Source organism: Vibrio sp. RM-69-4, from assembly GCF_024743775.1.
In the GTDB taxonomy this organism is placed as follows: Bacteria; Pseudomonadota; Gammaproteobacteria; order Enterobacterales; family Vibrionaceae; genus Vibrio; species Vibrio anguillarum.
Genome location: NZ_JAMQXI010000076.1, coordinates 281,218 through 301,150, shown reverse-complemented (window position 1 = coordinate 301,150; position 19,933 = coordinate 281,218). Strand labels below are relative to the sequence as shown.

At 44.0% G+C, this 19,933-nt stretch carries 18 protein-coding genes and 2 tRNA genes; 8 read left to right on the top strand and 12 right to left on the bottom strand.

Features of this window, described 5'->3' with window-relative positions; all coding sequences use genetic code 11:
- Window positions 1-145: 145 nt before the first annotated feature.
- From flgE to NB504_RS13485, 6 genes are all read right to left on the bottom strand, one after another.
- Window positions 146-1,450: a flagellar hook protein FlgE gene (gene flgE, locus NB504_RS13510; protein WP_026027395.1), complete on the bottom strand. Its 1,305-nt coding sequence runs from the start codon at window positions 1,448-1,450 to the stop codon at window positions 146-148.
- Window positions 1,451-1,493: 43 nt separating this feature from the next.
- On the bottom strand, window positions 1,494-2,201 hold the full coding sequence (flgD, locus tag NB504_RS13505; RefSeq protein ID WP_013856252.1) for a flagellar hook assembly protein FlgD: 708 nt from the start codon (window positions 2,199-2,201) through the stop codon (window positions 1,494-1,496).
- Between the two features lie 16 nt (window positions 2,202-2,217).
- Window positions 2,218-2,634 carry a flagellar basal body rod protein FlgC gene (gene flgC, locus NB504_RS13500; protein ID WP_010319383.1) on the bottom strand — a complete coding sequence of 139 codons (417 nt, stop codon included), beginning with the start codon at window positions 2,632-2,634 and terminating at the stop codon, window positions 2,218-2,220.
- A 4-nt stretch (window positions 2,635-2,638) separates the two neighbouring features.
- Window positions 2,639-3,034 carry a flagellar basal body rod protein FlgB gene (gene flgB, locus NB504_RS13495; protein WP_013856251.1) on the bottom strand — a complete coding sequence of 132 codons (396 nt, stop codon included), beginning with the start codon at window positions 3,032-3,034 and terminating at the stop codon, window positions 2,639-2,641.
- Window positions 3,035-3,282: 248 nt separating this feature from the next.
- Window positions 3,283-4,110 carry a protein-glutamate O-methyltransferase gene (locus tag NB504_RS13490; protein ID WP_013856250.1) on the bottom strand — a complete coding sequence of 276 codons (828 nt, stop codon included), beginning with the start codon at window positions 4,108-4,110 and terminating at the stop codon, window positions 3,283-3,285.
- Window positions 4,111-4,120: 10 nt separating this feature from the next.
- Window positions 4,121-5,047: a chemotaxis protein CheV gene (locus NB504_RS13485; protein WP_013856249.1), complete on the bottom strand. Its 927-nt coding sequence runs from the start codon at window positions 5,045-5,047 to the stop codon at window positions 4,121-4,123.
- Between the two features lie 77 nt (window positions 5,048-5,124).
- Here NB504_RS13485 and flgA point away from each other — a divergent pair, with 77 nt between their 5' ends.
- The 3 genes from flgA (at window position 5,125) to NB504_RS13470 (ending at window position 6,777) form a co-directional block, all read left to right on the top strand.
- Entirely contained in the window at window positions 5,125-5,871 is a 747-nt protein-coding gene (flgA, locus tag NB504_RS13480; protein ID WP_013856248.1) for a flagellar basal body P-ring formation chaperone FlgA, read from the top strand.
- A gap of 128 nt (window positions 5,872-5,999) precedes the next feature.
- Entirely contained in the window at window positions 6,000-6,320 is a 321-nt protein-coding gene (gene flgM, locus NB504_RS13475) for a flagellar biosynthesis anti-sigma factor FlgM (protein ID WP_013856247.1), read from the top strand.
- Window positions 6,321-6,351: 31 nt separating this feature from the next.
- Window positions 6,352-6,777: a flagella synthesis protein FlgN gene (locus NB504_RS13470; protein ID WP_013856246.1), complete on the top strand. Its 426-nt coding sequence runs from the start codon at window positions 6,352-6,354 to the stop codon at window positions 6,775-6,777.
- Window positions 6,778-6,874: 97 nt separating this feature from the next.
- Here the strand turns inward: NB504_RS13470 and flgP are convergent, their stop codons facing one another.
- Entirely contained in the window at window positions 6,875-7,306 is a 432-nt protein-coding gene (gene flgP / locus NB504_RS13465; protein WP_017043110.1) for a flagellar assembly lipoprotein FlgP, read from the bottom strand.
- A gap of 9 nt (window positions 7,307-7,315) precedes the next feature.
- Entirely contained in the window at window positions 7,316-7,951 is a 636-nt protein-coding gene (locus tag NB504_RS13460) for a FlgO family outer membrane protein (protein WP_013856244.1), read from the bottom strand.
- A 161-nt stretch (window positions 7,952-8,112) separates the two neighbouring features.
- Here NB504_RS13460 and NB504_RS13455 point away from each other — a divergent pair, with 161 nt between their 5' ends.
- The 3 genes from NB504_RS13455 to NB504_RS13445 all read left to right on the top strand — a co-directional run bounded on the left by NB504_RS13455 (window position 8,113) and on the right by NB504_RS13445 (window position 10,049).
- The gene (locus NB504_RS13455; protein ID WP_013856243.1) at window positions 8,113-9,246 is read left to right on the top strand and encodes a flagellar assembly protein FlgT; all 1,134 of its coding nucleotides are present in this window, start codon (window positions 8,113-8,115) and stop codon (window positions 9,244-9,246) included.
- Between the two features lie 54 nt (window positions 9,247-9,300).
- Window positions 9,301-9,377 (top strand) — tRNA-Arg (locus tag NB504_RS13450).
- 165 nt (window positions 9,378-9,542) lie between these two features.
- The gene (locus NB504_RS13445; protein ID WP_029189872.1) at window positions 9,543-10,049 is read left to right on the top strand and encodes a Fe3+-citrate ABC transporter substrate-binding protein; all 507 of its coding nucleotides are present in this window, start codon (window positions 9,543-9,545) and stop codon (window positions 10,047-10,049) included.
- A 104-nt stretch (window positions 10,050-10,153) separates the two neighbouring features.
- Here NB504_RS13445 and NB504_RS13440 read toward each other — a convergent pair whose 3' ends face one another.
- Complete coding sequence (locus tag NB504_RS13440; protein WP_258429081.1) at window positions 10,154-11,140, bottom strand: OmpA family protein; 987 nt, start codon at window positions 11,138-11,140, stop codon at window positions 10,154-10,156.
- Between the two features lie 260 nt (window positions 11,141-11,400).
- Window positions 11,401-12,828 carry a glutamate--tRNA ligase gene (gene gltX, locus NB504_RS13435; protein WP_194662490.1) on the bottom strand — a complete coding sequence of 476 codons (1,428 nt, stop codon included), beginning with the start codon at window positions 12,826-12,828 and terminating at the stop codon, window positions 11,401-11,403.
- Window positions 12,829-13,066: 238 nt separating this feature from the next.
- Between gltX and NB504_RS13430 the strand changes: the two genes are divergently transcribed.
- Entirely contained in the window at window positions 13,067-15,592 is a 2,526-nt protein-coding gene (locus NB504_RS13430; RefSeq protein WP_258429079.1) for a heavy metal translocating P-type ATPase, read from the top strand.
- Window positions 15,593-15,605: 13 nt separating this feature from the next.
- Window positions 15,606-16,055, top strand: a complete 450-nt coding sequence (locus NB504_RS13425; protein WP_405054813.1) for a DUF411 domain-containing protein — start codon at window positions 15,606-15,608, stop codon at window positions 16,053-16,055.
- A 65-nt stretch (window positions 16,056-16,120) separates the two neighbouring features.
- Here the strand turns inward: NB504_RS13425 and NB504_RS13420 are convergent, their stop codons facing one another.
- Window positions 16,121-18,775 (bottom strand): beta-N-acetylhexosaminidase, encoded by a 2,655-nt coding sequence (locus NB504_RS13420; RefSeq protein ID WP_258429078.1) that lies wholly within the window; start codon window positions 18,773-18,775, stop codon window positions 16,121-16,123.
- 937 nt (window positions 18,776-19,712) lie between these two features.
- A tRNA-Pro gene (locus NB504_RS13415) sits at window positions 19,713-19,789 on the bottom strand.
- Window positions 19,790-19,933 lie beyond the last annotated feature (144 nt).

Sequence of the window (19,933 nt, the reverse complement as noted above, 5' to 3'; positions counted from 1 at the left end):
TATATTTAAATTAAAAATCAATAGGTTAAATGTAATTGCACAAAAAATAGGGAGGATATAACGAAGATTGCCGCGAACAGATGGCAACAATACCAAGCTAACATTGCCGCTAACTTGGTATTGCCATTGGATGACGTTAAAAGAATTAACGGATCTGCAGTATGTTTTGTTGTAGCTGGTTGTGAACTTCAAGCGCACGCGAGTTCGCTTGGAAGTTGCGCTGAGCAGAGATAAGATCCACCAGCTCTTGAGTCATATCAATGTTGGATTGTTCAATAACACCATTGCTGATGGTACCAAATGAGCCTTTGTTTGATTCACCCCAAATTTTATCACCTGAGAATTGAGTCGAATCCCACTGCGTACCGCCTTTTTTATCTAAGCCCTGTTCATTGGCTACGCGGACAAGCCCCACACGTCCTAGAATGGTATTTTGACCATTTGAGTAAGTGGCTAGCACACTGCCATTTTCATCGAAATCGATCTTCGTCAAAAAGCCCGTGGTTGCGCCATCTTGTACAAATTTAGTCAACTCAAATGGAGCGGCAAATTGCGTAGCCGAATCGAGACTGAACGACAATGTTTGGTTAGCATCCGCACCGTTGAGTTCAACTGGGTTTGCCCCCAAACCTAAAGGCTCGGTTACAATTTGCTGACCATTATTCATGCTGGCTAGCGTACCATCATTATTAAACTTCATGGTATGCCCAATATGACCCGTCGGCGTAGTAGCATCACCACCAACTACATTGATTGGTTTCTCTCCAGTTTTATCCGTCACGGTGTAATAGGTTTGCCATGTGTTAGCTTGCGTCTGATCTTTGAGGTAATAGGATGTCAACTTATAAGGCTGACCCATCGAATCGTAGATCGTAGATGAGGTGGTACGGTTGTACGTCTCAGGATCAGTAATATCAAATAAGGTTGGGTCTTTTAACTTACCATTAGCTGGCAAGTTCGCGCCAAGTTCAACATTGGCTGTCTGTTTAGGTTTACCAAACTGAGCAGGAATATTGATAGGTTTTGGCTCATACGAAAGAACATCACCAGTATCAGGGTTAACATCATAGCCAAGCAAAAACTCGTCATTTGACGTTACCATGTAATCATTTTTATCGAGGTGGAAAGCACCATTTCTGGTCAACTCATTTTGTTGAGGCGTCAGCTTATCTTTCGCAACCGCAAAGAACCCCGTTCCCGCAACGCGCAAGTCCATCGGATTATTAGTATAAATACTGGAACCTTCGTGAAATTGTTGTGCCACTTTGTTCGCCTGAACACCTTGACCAGGAGTCGTTTTGGAGTTGGTAAACAATGAGGTTGAGTAAACATCACCAAACTCAGCACGCGACTCTTTAAAACCAAAGGTATTCGCGTTAGCAATGTTGTTACTGGTGGTGTTCAGATCTAACTGAGCTGCGGATAAACCGCTTAATGATATATACGACATTCCAAAATCTCCTATCTAGCTAGCATATCTACTCTATAAAGAGTTACGCTTTGCCAACTTCTAGTACTTCAGCAAGTTTAACTGGCGATGTAAATCCAGCCAGATTGAGCAGTACGTTACCATCACCTTTACCCAGCAGAACGCTATTGACGTTTGCGTAAGTCGATACCGCAAACTCCTTGCTTTCTCCATCGAGCAAACCCGAAGCTTTCACTTGGTATTTGCCGCCCGGCAATGGATTACCGTTTTGATCGTTACCGTCCCATTCAACGCGATTATCACCGGCTGATTTAGCCCCGACATCAAAGGTACGAACCAATTGTCCAGCTTCATTCTCTATTCGGACAAACAAGTTCTCTAAACTTTGAGGAAGTTTGACCATCGCAGCCATCCCAGCACCCTCTTTTTTGATCCCTGCCGCTCCCGGTACTAACACATCACGGCCAACCAGTGATGAAGCCTGTAGAGCTTGGTTGGATGTCATCGACGAGTTGAGACTCTCAAACTGAGTGTTCATTTTGCCGATACCATCAACTGTGGCAAATGACGCCATTTGGGCGATCATCTGGTCATTACTGACCGGTTTAAAAGGATCTTGCTGAGCCAGTTGTTTGGTGAGTAACGATAGGAAGTCTTCTTGTTTAAGATCTTGCTTCCCCGTTGTCTCTTCTGTTTTCTTTTGGTCTTGAAGACTTTTCAGCTGGTCAATATAAGACAAGCCGCTTTGACCAATGTTATTTATTCCGGCCATACGCTACCTCCTTATCCTATTGACCCATCTGCAGCGTGCGCAGCAGCATTTGTTTACTTGCATCAGCCACCTGCACGTTCGTTTGATAAGAACGAGAAGCCGAAATCATGTTAGCCATCTCTTCCATCACATTGACATTAGGCTTGTAAATATAGCCTTCATCGTTGGCAAGTGGGTGATCTGGGTTATATTCTGCGTTAAGCGGTTTATCGCTTTCAACAATACCTAATACTTTTACAGGTACATTATGATCACGGTTATAACGCGCTTTACTTAACTCTGCACCAAACACCGCGTGACGCGCTTTGTAAGTATCTTTCGCCGAACTACTCACACTATCCGCATTGGCTAAGTTACTTGAGGTCGTATTTAGACGAACAGATTCAGCACTCATTGCAGAACCAGTCACATTGAACACATTAAATAAGCTCATCTACTTATTCCCCTTTGATTGCTTTCGTTAAGTTCTTGAATTTACTTCCTAAGAAGTCCAGTGAGGCTTGGTGTCTGATCTGGTTTTGCATAAACAAGTTACGCTCTAAATCTACGTCCACCGTGTTGCCATCACCCGTATCAGGTTGAGTCGGAATTCGATAGAGACTCTCGCCAGTTACTTTCGTGGAGGCAGATATATGCCGACCATCCGTACGGCTAAGACCAATGCTTGCCCCTGAACTTGCCGCCTGCAATGCTTTTTGAAAGTCCATTCCTTTTGCTTTAAAGCCCGGTGTGTTCGCCTGTGCAATATTGGTGGAAATCACCTCAGCATTGCGCTCACGTACACCAACCGTGTGTTGGTGAATACCTAATGCGTTATCAAAAGAAATAGCCATGTTTGCCTCTACACTAAAAACTGACTGTTACTACTCATATTAAAAGCAATTAACGTACCAACTTAAAAAAACGAACCGTGTTTAAAACAATTTTATCTAAATAAGAATCCGTCGAAATGTAAGCAAAATATACGCCACTTTATCCACTTGTCGCCCACAACTTCAGTAAATCTCACCAATCAAAACGAAATTAGGGGAAAGAAAAAGCCCAGCAAAAGCTGGGCAAGTAACTCAACGTAAGAATGTGGCTATTTGAGTTTATAAATGATGCCAGGGTTACAACGAACCATTTCAAACTTATCGGTCAATCCTGTCAGTGACTCCGATGCGCCGAGCAATAAGTAGCCACCGGGGTTTAAGCTACTAGCCATTTGATTTAATACTTTCGACTTCATATCAGGTGAGAAATAAATCAAAACGTTACGACAGAAAATAATATCGAATTTACCCAATAAGGCATAGCTCTCCATTAAGTTCTGAGGACGGAAGTTAACTAAACGCTTAACGTTATCTTTGATTTTCATTCGGCCATCACCAGCATCCTCAAAAAAGATTTTACGACGCTCCGGTGATAACCCTCTGCCAAGTGCTAAATTGTCATAAATCCCCGCTTTACACATATCCAGCATGCTGGCAGAAATATCCGTCGCGGTGATGGCTACGCTCGGCAACATACCCGGCTTGCGCTGTTGAGTTTCGAGCACCGTCATCGCCATTGAGTAAGGCTCTTGACCTGAAGAGCTTGCCGCTGACCAAATTTTTATAGGGCGTTTATTTGCAGCGACCTCGGGTAATAGACGTTCCGCTAAAACAGTGAATGGGTAAGCATCACGGAACCACAGTGTTTCGTTGGTGGTCATGGCATCGACCGCTGCAACTCGTAGCTCACGGTTTCGCCCCGTAACCACATCACGTAACAAGTCAGAAAGAGAGGTTAACTTGAATTTAGCAACCAGTGGGCTTAAGCGACTTCTCACTAAGTACTGTTTGCTATCTCCAAGTACAATCCCGCACTGAGATTCCAAAAAACGGCTGAAATCGCGATATTCTTGATCGCTTATAGTTATAGCAGTCATTAATTTCTCTTTAGTTAACTAGTGCAGCTTTCACCGCATTCCCAAGCTCATCAGGGTTGAATTTAGCAATGAATGAGTTTGCACCCACTCGCTCAACCATGGCTTGGTTAAAAACGCCGCTCAGTGAAGAGTGAAGAATAACGTATAGATCTTTCAAATCTGAATTTCTACGTATCTCTGCTGTTAATGTATAGCCGTCCATTTCAGGCATTTCAATATCAGAGATCACTAAAGATATTTGATTGTAAATTGGCCCTTCTGCTGCCATCTCGATCAATTTTTCATACGCCTCTTTACCATCTTTAACAGCAACGACTTCAAAACCTATCGATTCTACTGCTCTTTGAACCTGTTTACGCGCAACGGTTGAGTCATCGGCAATTAAAATTCGACGGATGATCTCTTTTTCTGTTTCTACTTGGGCGATCGATTCACCAATCGATGAATCCATTGTCTCATTAACCGGAGAAATCTCTGCCAAAATTTTCTCTACATCGAGAATTTCTACCAATTCGTTATCAATATTGGTGACTGCGGTTAAGTAGTTATCTTTGCCTGAGCCATCTGGTGGAGGAAGAATGGCTTCCCAGTGCATGTTTACAATTCGATCCACCGAGCTGACCAAGAAAGCTTGGATAGATCGGTTGAATTCAGCAATGACCACAAAACACTTATCAAGGTCCGCGGTGGGACGTCCACCCACGGCCAAACTCAAATCAATGACAGAAACGGTTTGACCACGAATATGAGCAACACCTTTGACTAGGCGATGTAAATTGGGCATCAAAGTTAACTTAGGGCACTGGAGCACCTCTTTAACTTTAAATACGTTGATACCATAACGTTGCCGTCCCATTAGACGAAACGTTAAGAGTTCTAATCGGTTTTGACCAACGAGTTGCGTACGCTGATTCACAGAATCAAGAATACCCGTCATAAGCTCATCTCCATCTCAAACTTTTATGCAAAAAAGTGGTAGTCTACTACAGGCTATGAAGAAACCAGAGAAACAGAATGATGCATACAAAAATATGTTTACATCTACTTTCCATAACTAAGTGTAGAGCTTTCTATAGAAATTTTTATCTCTCTATCGGCTTTTTATTGTTTTTCTTTAATTTTTCTCTTCATTCTGCCACTTTGCCGCAAGTTGAAGCCATTCAACAAGCTGCGGAACAACATGTTTTAGAAACTATTGAGTGGCCTCCCAGCGGGGAGTTAAACGTAAAAGCGGCAAATGTTGATGACCGAATTTATGCCACCGACTGCCCCACACCGTTATCGACCTCTTCCTCATCCAGTAATGGTTCTGCAAGTAATATCACAGTTCTGGTTGAATGCATTGAAGATAACTGGAAAATTTATGTTCCTGTAAGACTGACCATTTCACTGCCACTTGTCACCGTTGCCGTACCCATTTCTCGTGGACAGCAAATTACGCAGCAAGATGTCTTGATTACAATGGTAGACTTACACCGCTTTAGACGACAAGGTTTTTCCGATATAAATCGTATCGTCGGAGCTAAAGTGAAAAAAAACATGCGTATTGGCGATGTAGTTGAGCAAGATGATATATGCGTCGTATGTCGTAATGAAAACGTTATGATTCAAGCAGTCAAGCAGGGAATGATCATCACAACCAAAGGAACCGCTTTAAGTGATGGTATTTTTGGTGAGCAGATAAAAGTGAAAAATGATAAATCAAACCGTATAATAGATGCACAAGTAACCGGTATTGGCGAAGTCACGGTTCAATTTTAACGCTTTCATTACACTTCTAAATGTGTTTACGTTGTTAAGAAAGTGAAACAGAAAAAAAAGCTAAAGTAATCACAAGCACCGTCGATATTGACTGTACAGGTTTCCATTATTATTAATAAGGCTCACATATGGCAGGTATTGATAACATACGTTCGGGGCAAACATTAACGACGACAAATCGTAGTAATGCTCGTACTGAATCGAATGCATCTCCATCGACATCCGGCTCGGTCACTCGTTCACCTCAAAATCAAGATGCGGTATCACTTAGTACCCAAGGTAAGGCCATTGGTGAAATGCACAACCAAATGGTATCTCAGCCAAGTTTTGATAGTGCCAAAGTCGCTGCAATTAAAGATGCGATAGCCAATGGCTCATATAGAGTCGACCCAGAAAAGTTGGCTGATAATATGATTAAATTTGAAAAAGAGTTGGGTGGTTTTAACTAGCCCTACTTTTGACTAATTAAGGCAACATACAATGGCTGTATTAAAAGACTTAGTCGATTTCCAATTGAAAAATGCACTAGAACTCTCTTCGCTACTTGAACAAGAAAAGTTAGCCATTACGAGCCGTTCATCAAGTGAAATCGAAGCTATTGCCAAACAAAAGATGACCTTAGTTGGACAACTTCAACAAACTGACCTCCGAATTGCGAAACATCCCCATGTCGTGAGCCTGGCTGAAGATGTACTCCTGTCGCAAATCGTTGATCAGATTCGTTCCATTGTTCACGATTGCCAGCAAGCAAACCTTGTTAATGGTGAAGCGCTACAACGTGCACAACTCAGTTTTAATAAACTCAATAATTTGATGCAGCAAAGCCACGGAAAAATTGGCATGACGTATAACGCTGGTGGGCAAACCCACACTGTGTCCACTTTAGGGACCAATATTAAAGCGTAATCAACATGCAGCTGAGCTACTAAACTTTTAAGCTGAAACGAATTAAACAGAAAAGCGGCAAACTTTGCCGCTTTTTCGATCTGGAGAGAAGGAAGATTTAGAAGAGTGTTTGTTGACGTTTTTCTGGTACTTGCTGAACTTCGCCGTAGTCACGCAGTTTATCCATCTTACGGATATCGAGACGTAACTCAGTGACATAACTGTCACCCACCTTATAACTGCGGACCACTTCTGCTCCGCGGATAACACCATCAACCGCTCCCGACGTCAGCTCTGTGCCCAATCGCTGATCTTGTAATTCAGCACGACCACTCACTCGCATTCCATAGACTTGCTCTGCCAGTTCGCGATAAGCATCGATTTTAGAGGCACGCATTGCACGGACTTGCTTTTCATCCACACTACGCCCAGTTTGCTCACTGATATTGGCATAACCTACCGCCGTCAACCATTCATCAGCGCGCATGGTTTGCAATGGCTGGCAACCCACCATCATGATAGTCACTAGAAGTAATAGCCATTTTTTCATTGGTCTCTCCTATGGACGCAAGATAACCGTATACGGCTGCTTAATCGTAGGGTCAGAGCGAATTAACACACCATCTTGTGTACGGATACTGTTAAGCGTATCAAGATCACGACCAATACGATCAGCAGGTAAAAAGCCTTGTGCGGTAGCAACCACAACACGAGACTGCATTCCCACAACACGGGCATTGACTAATACACCGCCTTCTTGACGAAGCATTGTCCCTGTCAGTATATATTGGATTTCTTGCTCTTGAGCGAGGTCTTTCCAGTCACGACTGAAAGCAAAATCACCTTGCTGCGTTACCTGAATCGAGCCTGTGGTTTTGAAATCAACCACCTTAAATCCTCGACGCTGAAACTGATGGATAAATCCTTCAGAAACCGAGTTACCCAACCAGTTAGTCGCGTCCATACTTTGCAGGTCCACAAACGATGTTACAGCAATAGGAGTGCGAGCAGAAACACTAGTATTGGACACCATCAAATCTTCTGTCATGCTTTCAACAAAGAAGTCCAACGTGTGACGTGGGCTCTCCATTAGCATAAACTGTGAACCATTGTATGGCTCTTTACCGTTATAAATCGGGGCGTAGGCACAAGCAGTTAACAAAACTGCTGGCACTATCGAAAGCCATTTTTTCATTCTCTTATCTCCAGATATACTGAGGCAATCTTGATTCCAAACTTCAGATTAAAAAACTTGGAACACTCTTTGCTTTTCAAAACTTGTTACACTTTCAAAACGCACTGCCTACATCAGCTAAGATTTTAAAAGCAAAATTTATACCCAACTGGTAAATAACAATGAAAAAAATTATTTCTGTTTTATTTTCAATATGTTGCACCATTACCTTTTCTCAGGCCGTTAATGCTGCTTGGTATGAAGTGACCGGATCGTCAGCCATTGTTTCCTCAGAGGAAGTCGCTCGCCTCAATGCATTGGAAGATGCCATCTATAAGGCGGTAAACTTTGCCGGGGCAGACATCGGTAGTATCAGTAACTTGCGACCACTGCTGGAATCAGACCGTAAAGAGTACCAGTTTACTAACCATGAAGTACGCTATGTGTTAGTCGAAGAGAATAAAACACGTCGGGGAGTGATGTATGTTAAAGCTCGAATTGATATTTATCCTTCGGCAACAGGTTGCCACGTTAGCCAATATAAGAAAACGTTTTTAGTGGGTAACATTGATCTTGCATCGCCACAACAGGCGGTTATGGGGCAAATTTACAGTGTGGGAGATGATTTTGCACAGGTACTCAACCGCCAACTCGATCAAGAATCTCGCAGTTTTGTGTCGGTTGGCACCACAGATTATGCAATTGAAAAACAGCACCCAGAACGCTTAACCATGATTGCAGAGGACACGGGGGCACAGTACATTTTGGGGGGAACCATCACCGATTTAACTGCCACGATAGAGCAAAAATTACTCGCCGATGATGTGATTAACCGTCAATTTGCTATGCAAATCCAAGTGTTTGATGGCAAAACAGGCCAAGAAGTCATGACTAGACATTATAGAGAAGTCGCTAAATGGCCCTTCGCCAAAACCAGTCAGATAGATACGCGCAGTGCTCGTTTTTGGGCTTCAACCTTTGGCAGCATGATGCTGCGCGTCAGCCGAAATATCATGCTCGATCTTGAATCGGAGCTTTCATGTAAAATAACTCTCCCCGAGGTTGTGGCTAAATATGGTAATACCATCACGATAGATTTAGGACGTGTGCATGGCGTTAAAACCGGTGACCAATTGCAGTTGTGGCATACAGGTTCATTCATTGATCAGAAAGGGCTACCACGAAATAAAGTGACTCAAAGTGATATTACCCTTACGGTTACTCGCGTCTATGAAAACGAAGCAGAGCTGAGTGTTGATCAAGAAAATCTCGCCTCTAGCATACAAATTGGCGATGTTATGCACAAACAGCTTTAATTTTCGTTTTAACTAGTTAACTTCACAAAATTATTGAGTAAACTAGCCCACCTTGCTCCCGTAGCTCAGTAGGATAGAGCGGCCCCCTCCTAAGGGGCAGGCCACAGGTTCGACTCCTGTCGGGAGCGCCATTTTGATAAAGCCTCAACACCCAACCGGTATTGAGGCTTTTTTTTCTGACGAAAAATTGACCTAATATTGATTTGAGCCACTACTATTCATATACAGTGATTACTGTAAGTTCTATGTCAAATAATCTAGAATTAGTATTAACAGATTTATCGATAGATAAGATCATGAAAAAGAGCAATCTAATCACGAATACTGGTCACCGCTTTATCTCTAAAGCAAAGACCGCCTATAAAATTCATATCCATACGCCGGATGATACGGTGCTGCACCGTTCTGTCGGCTATATCCGTATTGGTGAGAAAAAAGGGCTTAAAAAGGCGATAAAGCTGCGTAATGAATTAGGTTCAGAGATGTGGGGCAAACATTGGCGTCGTCTGCTCAAAGATCCCTATTTGATGACTCGTCTACCACACAGTTTAGAACCTAAAATCATATACAAACCCAGACCAACGCTCGATAACCCGGAAGCTCGGGATCCTTGTTATATCGCGGCTTGGAGACACTATGATGAAAAAGGTAACTGTATATTTCAAAGCGTCGTTTGTTCGATCAACAAGCATGGCAAGCTTGCCGCTTATACCAAAACGAAAAAGGCGCTATTAGAGGCTTATAAAGAAGACTTGGATATTCTTGTCTACATGGGCCGATTGAATAGCATTGATTTGAAATAACGTGGCGTGATACCGGAGCAGTTAGAGGCTCAAATCCATTGTTTTACAAGAAGAAAGCCCGCGTTTTTCACGGGCTTTCTCTATTTTCTAATACTTAAGCGTTATTATTTCACTTCATAATCAAAGCTTGGAATAACGATATCAACACGACGGTTTTGCTTTCGACCTTCGACTGTATCATTCGATGCGATTGGGCTATTTTCCCCTTCACCTTTTACGGTAAGACGGTTCGCATCCACACCTTTAGCAATCACAACATCAGCAACAACTTGTGCGCGTTTTTCTGATAGTTTCTGGTTGTAAGCCGCAGCGCCAGTTGAGTCAGTATGACCAATAATTTCAGCATCGGCTTGTGGGTAAGCTTGCAAATATTTCACTAGTTTATCGAGCTGGTTAGTACTCTCTGCTGTTAGCTTAGTACTGTTATGGGCAAAGCTACTGCTGTCCAAACGTTGAAATGGCACATGCTTAACAACCGTTTCAGGTTCTTGGGGAATAACGACTGGCTCAACCACTGGCTGTACAACTTCTTCAACAAACACCTCTTGCACGATGACTTGCGCAGGTTCTGCTTTACTTCCACCAAATTTATACGAAACACCTAAGGTCGCCGAGTTACCTGCCGCTCGGACAAGATCGTTATTAATATCGGTGAGGCTTTGATATTCCAAGCGTAAAGTGACGTTATTATCGGTGTTGAACTCAATACCAGCGGCACCTAAATATGAGTAATCATCTTTATTGCCATAATCAACATAAGCACCGCCGACTTTAGCATATAAGGCAATGGCATCAGTCAAAGGAAGGCTGACTTTCGGTGCGAGTGTAATGGCCGTTACTTTTTCATCATTCAGCCCCGCACCACTAAATTTGCCCAAGTAATCGTAACCGGCCTCTAATGAAAGCCAATTAAACGCTTGGTAACCAAGGTAAGCACCGACGGTAGAAGATTCATCTTCACACACATCTCCAGCACGACAAGCGTCATCAAGCCAAGATTTACCAACTTTAGCACCTACGTATACTTCAGCCATTGCGGCAGAAGATGCAAAAACAAGCGCCATTGAAACTGCTGCTGCTAACTTTTTCATACTTTTTCCTTTCCTATTTATCGTTATCATAATGCGGTTGCGGTACCCAAAAAACGGTTTACTTTTCGCCTACACACATACCTACATAACTCGGAACCACTATACTGTATGTAAAGAAAGCTTAAATAGCGCATTAGTTTATTCTCTGTCATCGTTTTGTGAAATATTGTCAGTGCTCTACACCAAAGGATTTAACAAAGCCGATATAAAGAAAAACCGCAGCATAAGCTGCGGTTCAAAGCGTTGTTCGTATGATTGACTTATTGAGCGTTCGCTTCACGCTCAACAATAAAGGCCAATGCCATATTGATACGAGCAATGACACGCTCTTTGCCGATCAGTTGCATAACAGCATCAACCGATGGCGATTGACCACCGCCAGTGACAGCAACGCGCAGCGGCATGCCTATTTTACCCATACCGATTTCAAGCTCTTCACACACTTGAGCGATGACAGCGTGCAGGTTTTCCGTTGTCCAGTCACTCAATGCTTCTAATTTGCTTAAAGCAAGTGCTAGCGGCTCTTTCGCCACACCGCGCAAGTGTTTTTTCGCCGCATCAGCATCAAACTCAGCAAAATCTTCAAAGAAGTAACGAGATTGAGCAGCAAGTTCAACCAAGGTATTACAGCGTTCACCAACCAGTTTAACGATCTCAGCTAATGCTGGGCCGTTGTCTTTATTGATGCCTTGTTGCTCAAAGTGCCATTCAAGGTGTTTTGCAACATATTCAGGCTCTGATGTTTTGATGTAGTGATTGTTCAGCCACAACAACTTATCAGTATTAAATGCAGATGCCGATTTGCTAATAGCATTTAAACTGAAGAACTGAATCATCTCTTCACGCGAGAAAATTTCTTGGTCGCCATGAGACCAACCTAGACGAACTAAATAGTTATTCAGTGCTTCAGGCAGATAACCTTCATCGCGATACTGCATCACAGAAACAGCGCCATGACGTTTAGATAGCTTCGCGCCGTCGTCACCTAAGATCATTGCGCAGTGCGCAAACACAGGTACAGGAGCACCTAACGCTTCGTAAATGTTGATTTGACGAGGTGTGTTGTTGATGTGATCTTCGCCACGAACGACATGAGTAATCCCCATATCCCAGTCATCCACCACCACACAGAAGTTATAGGTGGGTGAGCCATCGGTACGGCGAATGATCAGATCATCCATCTGGCTGTTGGAGATTTCGATACGGCCGCGGATCTGGTCGTCAAAAATTACGCTGCCTTCTTTAGGATTACGGAAACGGATAACACACGGATCCCCTTCTTTTGCGGCGTCGTTAACCGCTTTGATTTTTGGGTGATCAGCATCGTAGCGCGGCATCTCTTTGTTCGCTTCTTGCTCGGCACGAACTTCATCTAACAGCTCTTTAGAGGCGTAACATTTGTAAGCTTTATCTTCAGCAAGCAGCTTATCGACAACTTCGTTATAACGATCAAAATGTTTAGTTTGGAAATATGGGCCTTCATCCCAATTCAAACCTAGCCAAGTCATACCTTCAAGAATCGCGTCTACGGCTTCTTGCGTCGAGCGCTCTAGGTCGGTGTCTTCAATACGCAAAACAAACTCACCACCTTGGCTTTTTGCATAAAGCCAAGAGTAAAGTGCAGTACGCGCACCACCAACGTGAAGATAGCCTGTCGGGCTAGGAGCAAAACGAGTTTTAACCGTCATTTGATTTCCTTAGGGATAAAAAGACAGCGGAGAACATGTCCACTGCAAGTACCAGGATAAAAAGTGGCGACATTTTACCACTGACGGCTAAATCTACAATCCTCGATTGCCTTTCGTTTTTCTGCGCTCAAGAATAACGCTTAAAATTCGCTTAACTTTCCTTTAGTGGAACTTGACCTTGCCCTAAAGGTAAGGTTTATGCTTCTAGCTATTGAGTTGGTTTACGGGGAATTTATTAATGAAACGCTTTCAATTGCCTTTATCAGGGCTGAAATGCATGGGTTGCGCGAAGAAACTTGAGCAGCATCTCAAGCAAGAATTTGAGGTACAAATCCACCAGCTGTCACCCACATTCATCGAACTGAGCACCTCGGCCTCTTTAAGTGAACTCATCGCCGCTATCGAATCCTTAGGCTATCAAGCCTTGCTCAGCACGAACAGCGATCCTCTGCCCTCGTCGCAACCCACAACCTTGGTTAGCGATACACAGCCACTCGCACAAGAGACAGAAGTCTCAACAACGGGTTTGGTTAGTACCCACTTACTGATCCAAGGAATGACTTGCGCAAGCTGTGTCTCTTCGGTGGAAAAAGCACTTCTAAGCGTTAACGGTGTACAAAAAGCGCAAATCAATTTAGCTGAACAAAGCGCCTTAGTGCTCTCGCAAGCAGATATCGCTGACCTTGAACGGCAATTGCTCAATGCCATTACTCATGCAGGCTACCGTGCAGAGCGAGTCGATGACCCAGCCCAACAACAAGAAAAACAAAAACAGCAATCACGTGATTTACAGAAGCAGCATAAAACCAATGCACTACTAGGTTTAATGATAGGTATCCCGTTAATGCTTTGGGGCCTTCTTGGTGGCAGCATGATGATTGTGACCACTCAGCAACAAATATACTGGGGCGTTATCGGCATTGTGTGCTTAGCCCTATTAGCCACCGCTGGCCGCCACTTTTTTAGCCATGCTTGGCTTGCGTTAACCCATAAGCGTGCCACCATGGATAGCTTAGTTGCCCTAGGAACAGGAGCGGCTTGGGCCTATTCAATGTTGGTAGTGATTTACCCAACTTGGTTTCCCGTCGCCTCGCGTCATGTTTATTTTGAAGCCAGCGCGATGATTATCGGTTTGATTTCACTGGGCCACTACATTGAGGCGAAAGCCAAAGCGAAGACAACTCAATCCTTGCAAGCCTTAATTAAATTGCAGCCACAACAAGCAACACGCATCACAGCGCAAGGCGATCAACAGATTGCGGTTGAATTAGTACAACTTGGTATGCAACTGCGCATAAAACCGGGAGAAAAAGTGCCGATAGACGGCAAAGTCCTCAGCGGTGAATCTTATGTTGATGAGTCCATGCTCACTGGCGAGCCGACCCCCGTCCTAAAAGTGGCAGGCGATGCCATTGCGGCAGGCACCATCAATCATGATGGCAGCTTAGTCATCGAAGCCACCGGCGTAGGGGCGCAAACCATGCTCTCGCGCATCATCCAAATGGTTCGTCAGGCGCAAAGCAGCAAACCAGCCATCGCCAAACTGGCAGACCAGATATCCGCTATTTTTGTACCGACTGTGGTTATAATTGCCCTGTTTTCCGCTCTGATTTGGTACTTTGTAGGCCCTGAACCTAAGGCCAGTTATATGCTAGTGGTTGCGACAACAGTATTGATCATTGCCTGCCCTTGTGCCTTGGGTCTAGCTACTCCACTCTCGGTTACAGTAGGAGTTGGTAAAGCCGCTGAAATGGGTATTTTGATCAGAGATGCCAATGTATTGCAATCGGCAAGCAAAATCACCACTGTAGTATTTGATAAGACAGGTACGCTCACTCAAGGCAAGCCAACCGTTCAGAACTTAGTCACGTGGGGAATTGAAGATAGCAAATTGTTAACCCTTGTTTACGCTTTGGAACTGCGCTCTGAACATCCTCTTGGCAAGGCTATCTGCCATTATGCGCAACCGCTGGTATCAACCAGCGCCGAAGTCGAGCAATTTACCAACCTAAGAGGCAAAGGGCTAATGGCAAATATTGGCGGTGATTCCGTCGTCGTTGCCTCTTTATCGCACCTTGAGTCACTGGACGTTCCTCTTACTCAAGCACAAACGACCATTGAACACTACGCAGAACAAGCTTGGACACCGGTCGCGGTTGCCATTAACGGTGAACTCAAAGGTCTCATCGCAATTGCTGATCCAATCAAACCTAACGCTGCACAAGCTATCAGCACACTGAACAAAATGAACATTCGTACCGTGATGCTAACCGGAGATAACCAAAGCGTGGCCACTGCAATAGCCAAACAGCTAGGCATACAGCAAGTGATTGCTCAAGTACTTCCGGATCAAAAAGCACAAAAAATCGTGCAGTTACAAGAGAAAGGCCAAATCGTCGCCATGGTCGGTGATGGTATTAATGATGCGCCAGCCCTTGCGCAAGCCGATATTGGTATCGCAATGGGCAGTGGCAGTGATGTCGCAATAGAGAGTGCGCAAATGACATTGCTCAACTCCTCACCGCTTGCCGTAGTCAATGCTATCGCTCTTTCTAAAGCGACAGTAAAAAACATGAAGCAGAACCTATTGGGCGCGTTTATTTATAACACCTTCGGAATTCCCATTGCCGCTGGTGTGCTTTATCCCGCTTTTGGCTTTTTACTCAGCCCTGTAGTTGCAGGAGCGGCAATGGCTTTGTCCTCAATCACAGTCGTGAGCAACGCTAACCGCTTGCGTCTATTTAAATCCCCTTTTCACTCTTAGAGGTTAGATAAAAATGAAAATGATCACAGCCGCTATGCTTAGCACCTTGTCTCTTATGAGCTACTCCGCATTCGCCACGGTGACCGAGGTGACCAATTACAAATCCCCTTATTGTGGCTGCTGTACTGAGTGGTCCACTCACATGCAACAAGCAGGATTTAAGGTTAACGAGCAATTGCAAGGAGATATGACGGCGATAAAACAACAATTGGGCATTACACCCAAGCTCGCCTCTTGCCATACAGCCGTTATCGACGGCTATGTTTTCGAAGGTCACATTCCAGCCACAGACATTCAAGCCTTTCTCGCTAATCCACCGAAAAATGCCAAAGGGTTAGCCGTGCCCGGCATGCCAATCGGTTCTCCAGGTATGGAATCTGGTGATAAGAAAGAAGCCTATTCGGTTTTTGCTTTTAACGAGCAAGGTCAGGTGTTTGAGTTTGCTCACCACGAAGGTAATTGATTTTATGTAATAAAGCCTCCGACAGATGCGGAGGCTTTCATTGGGGTGCCTTGATATGGCTACAGTTATTTAACGCTAGTTACTCGGCTGACTCGCTCGCCTGAAGCAGAGATAGAACGGATCCAGACCTCACCGGACACCTTCGGTTGTTCGATGCTCGAGTAAGGAAGCCATTGTTGACCATCTAATGAGTATTGCAGCTCAACGCCTGGGAATGACGAATTCATCGACAATTTACCCGCTTCAATCTTAGCTCCAGGAATTGGCAGGCGATAATCAATGCCAGCTTTTTCCAGTTTCGCCAGCTCACGTTGCCCAACAATGTTAGCAAAACGAGTCCAATCTTGATTCAGTGCAGACTTATTGACTAAGTTCGTTTGCTGAGAATATTCAACCCCTACTTTATAGTCGTTTTCCCACTCCGCTTTATGCCAAGCACGTTCAGCGGCAGCCAACACTCGAGGGAAAACCATATATTCATACTGCTCATCATTACGAACCGTTTCTGACCACAATTGAGCTGACAAGCCGTAGAATGGTTTCGACGTCACCTCTCCTTTACCGACAAAACCATTACCATCACGATCTAATGAAGTTTCAGCGTTTTGCGGCATATTTTCCGGTGCAAAACCAAACATTTTGCGCGTATCGGTCGCACGGGTGGCCCAGTAATAACCGCGCTCTTTAGGATCCGCCTCATAAGGCATATCCATGTAGACATAATCAGGGTTAGAAACAATTACGTCGTAACCTTGTTTTGCCCATTCATAAACAGAGCTTGTACCGCCCCAATAGAGGACATCCCAAAAGTTCACACGTGTATTGCGCGTGGCAAAAGAGGATTCTCCCTCGCTGTATTTCAAGCCATCTTGCCATGCTTGGAAATTCTCAATCCCTTTATCGGCGACAATTTCCGACACTTGCTCAGCAAAATAACTCGGTAAATGAGCAAAGTCACTTACTACTCCTTGGTGGCTGACTAATGCTTGGCACTGTGGCGATTTCGCAAATGGTTTATCTTGTTGTGAAAGATCTAAGTTACCTTTCCAACTGACTTTTTCCGTCGCATTAATATCTTGGAAACCCGCACCTAATTTGATGTTTTTCGCCTCATCGCCACCAAAATGCCAAGTCGATAAAGGCATGCCCGCCTCACTGTGCATCAAGGCCACTTCAGTGATCACCTTGTCCACAAAACGTTTAGACGAGTCTAAACAAGGGTTAATAAAACTCTGCTTATCATAAAACTGAACCGTCGTAACATTGGAACTGTCTTGAGGATCCATCAAGCGATACTGGCTAGCCTGTTCGGTTTTCCCCTCTTGGGCCAAACGATCAAAACGAGCCTCCATTGAAACAACCGCAGAGCGAGCATGGGCTGGCATATCAATTTCAGGAATCACTTCAATATTGCGCGCTTTAGCGTGCTTGAGGATTTCAATGTAATCAGCTCGACTAAAATAACCAGAGCCAAAGTTATCAGAATTTGGACCGGAGCCAAGCTGTGGCAGCAAGCAGTTTTTCTCATCTAAATCAAAGCAGCGCTGTCCACCAATATCGGTCAATTCAGGTAAGCCCGGAATTTCTAAACGCCAACCTTCATCATCGGTCAAATGAAGATGTAATTTATTCATCTTATAAGCCGCCATTTGATCTAACGTGGCCAAAATCGCTTGCTTAGAATGGAAGTTACGTGCGACATCCACCATCACACCACGGTAATCAAAACGTGGAGCATCTTCGATGCGGATCGCTGGCAGCGCTGTGACATTCTGGCTATCCACTAAACCCAAAATAGATTGAACGGCGTAGAAAGCTCCCGCCTCATCAAATGCACGAATAGAGATAGCATTCGGTGCAATCTCCAACTCATAAGCACCCGATGTCGCCATCTGGTCAGAAAATTCGCTCGGTGTAATCGCAACACCAACCGCCAACTCTCCATCAAGCTTCAGCCCAATCGTTTTAGCACGCGCCTGCAATGCTGAAAACTGATCCGTCGCAAAGTCCTTCACATCAAGCTTAAGGCCACGAGTAATGTCAACAACACCTTGACCAAGCGTTGTTTTTAGAGGCGTTGGTAACAGAGCCGTTGATACATCTTGCAGTGATACATCGCTATTTCTCTCAAATCGGCTGATGGCCGTGGCAAACACATTATTATCGCTGGTAGTGCGTTTTATATTGTCGCCCTCAAGCCCACGCACAAATGACGACGTATCCTCTGTGTTAAGAGATACAATAAGTTTAGGCTCTGTATTGGGCGCCGCAACGAATGCACGCGGCATAAAGTCCGTTTCAAACAACTGCCAATACTCAGCGACCAGAGGCAAAACAACCTCTTCGCCCGCAGCAAAACCATCAAATTTATCAGTAGGTTCAAATTTGTGTAAATCACCCGTTAAACGGGTAATTTTGAATTGATCATTTTCAACATCCAGAATCAGTCGAATGCTGTGGAAATAGATAGCCCACTGCTTTGAATTCACAGCTTCACCTTGGTTAACCAAGGTCATGTTCACTTTATTACACGATGCCCATTCTGCTTCGAGAGCCTGACATGCCAATCCTTCATCTGCCCCGTGATTCGTTAATACGGTGTAATGAATATCCAAATTTTCCGCCAGCGCATCGACTACTTTCTGCTCTGGTGATTGCAACAAAGAGCAACCTGATAATGTGGCGATAACCGAAACAGCAATCAAACTAGGTTTCAACATTTGACTCACCTTACCTTTAAAATAAAAACCCAATATCCTGTTAAAAGGACTCAAAACAGCAACAAGCATAAAGGCTTGTGACCTAAGGCATTCACCATACAAGGAGTTATTTCTAAGCGTAAAATAATTAGCTACACGAAGTGATCCAGTTCAAATCCTCTAAAATACAATCAAAACAAAACCATTTAAAATCAATAGATTAAACTTGACGTCAAAACCGTAATTTATTATTTGACGAGTTTAACTTGAGAAAGATCACATAAAAATGCATAACAAAAATGAATTTATGAATAGAGATCACTACTCACTACAAGGCGAGAAGTTCATTAAAGGGATTTGGCAGGTTAAATCGTGATATAGGTCATAAATTGTAATGACTCATCAAACGTCAAAATGCGCTAAAGTGACGTTTTTTACACATCCTAATGCTATTTATTATCGTGGAATATTGACTGCTATTTTCAATAGTTGAATTTGCTCGGAGAAGGGTGGACAGTGAAAGAGCCTGATAGTGAAGGAGGAAAACCCTTTCTCTTTGGTAATGAAAATGATCACATCCAGATGTAACAAAGCCTCACATTACTGCGAGGCCTTTAATGTGGTCGGTGAAGAGCCAGATAGTGAAAGAGGCGAACCCTTTTCTCTTTGGTAACGAAAAAACTTACCGCTCCCAAATGCAACAAAGCCCCGCATTACTGCGAGGCCTTTAATGTGGTCGGTGAAGAGCCAGATAGTGAAAGAGGCGAACCCCTTTCTATTTGGTAACGAAAACTTACCGCTTCCAAATGCAACAAAGCCTCGCATTACTGCGAGGCTTTTAATGTGGTCGGTGAAGAGCCAGATAATGAAAGAGGCGAACCCCTTTCTCTTTGGTAACGAAAAAACTTACCGCTTCCAAATGTAACAAAGCCCCGCATTACTGCGAGGCTTTTAAATATGGTCGGTGAAGAGGGATTCGAACCCCCGACCCTCTGGTCCCAAACCAGATGCGCTACCAAGCTGCGCTATTCACCGAAATTTTTGCTCTGCACTTAGCGAGCAGTTCCGAGCTTTTTGCCTAGAACGGATGCGTATATTACTCATCTAAAACTAAGACGCAAGCCTTTAATCTTATTTCCATCAAATAACAAACTCATTGGCTAAATCACCATCAAATAC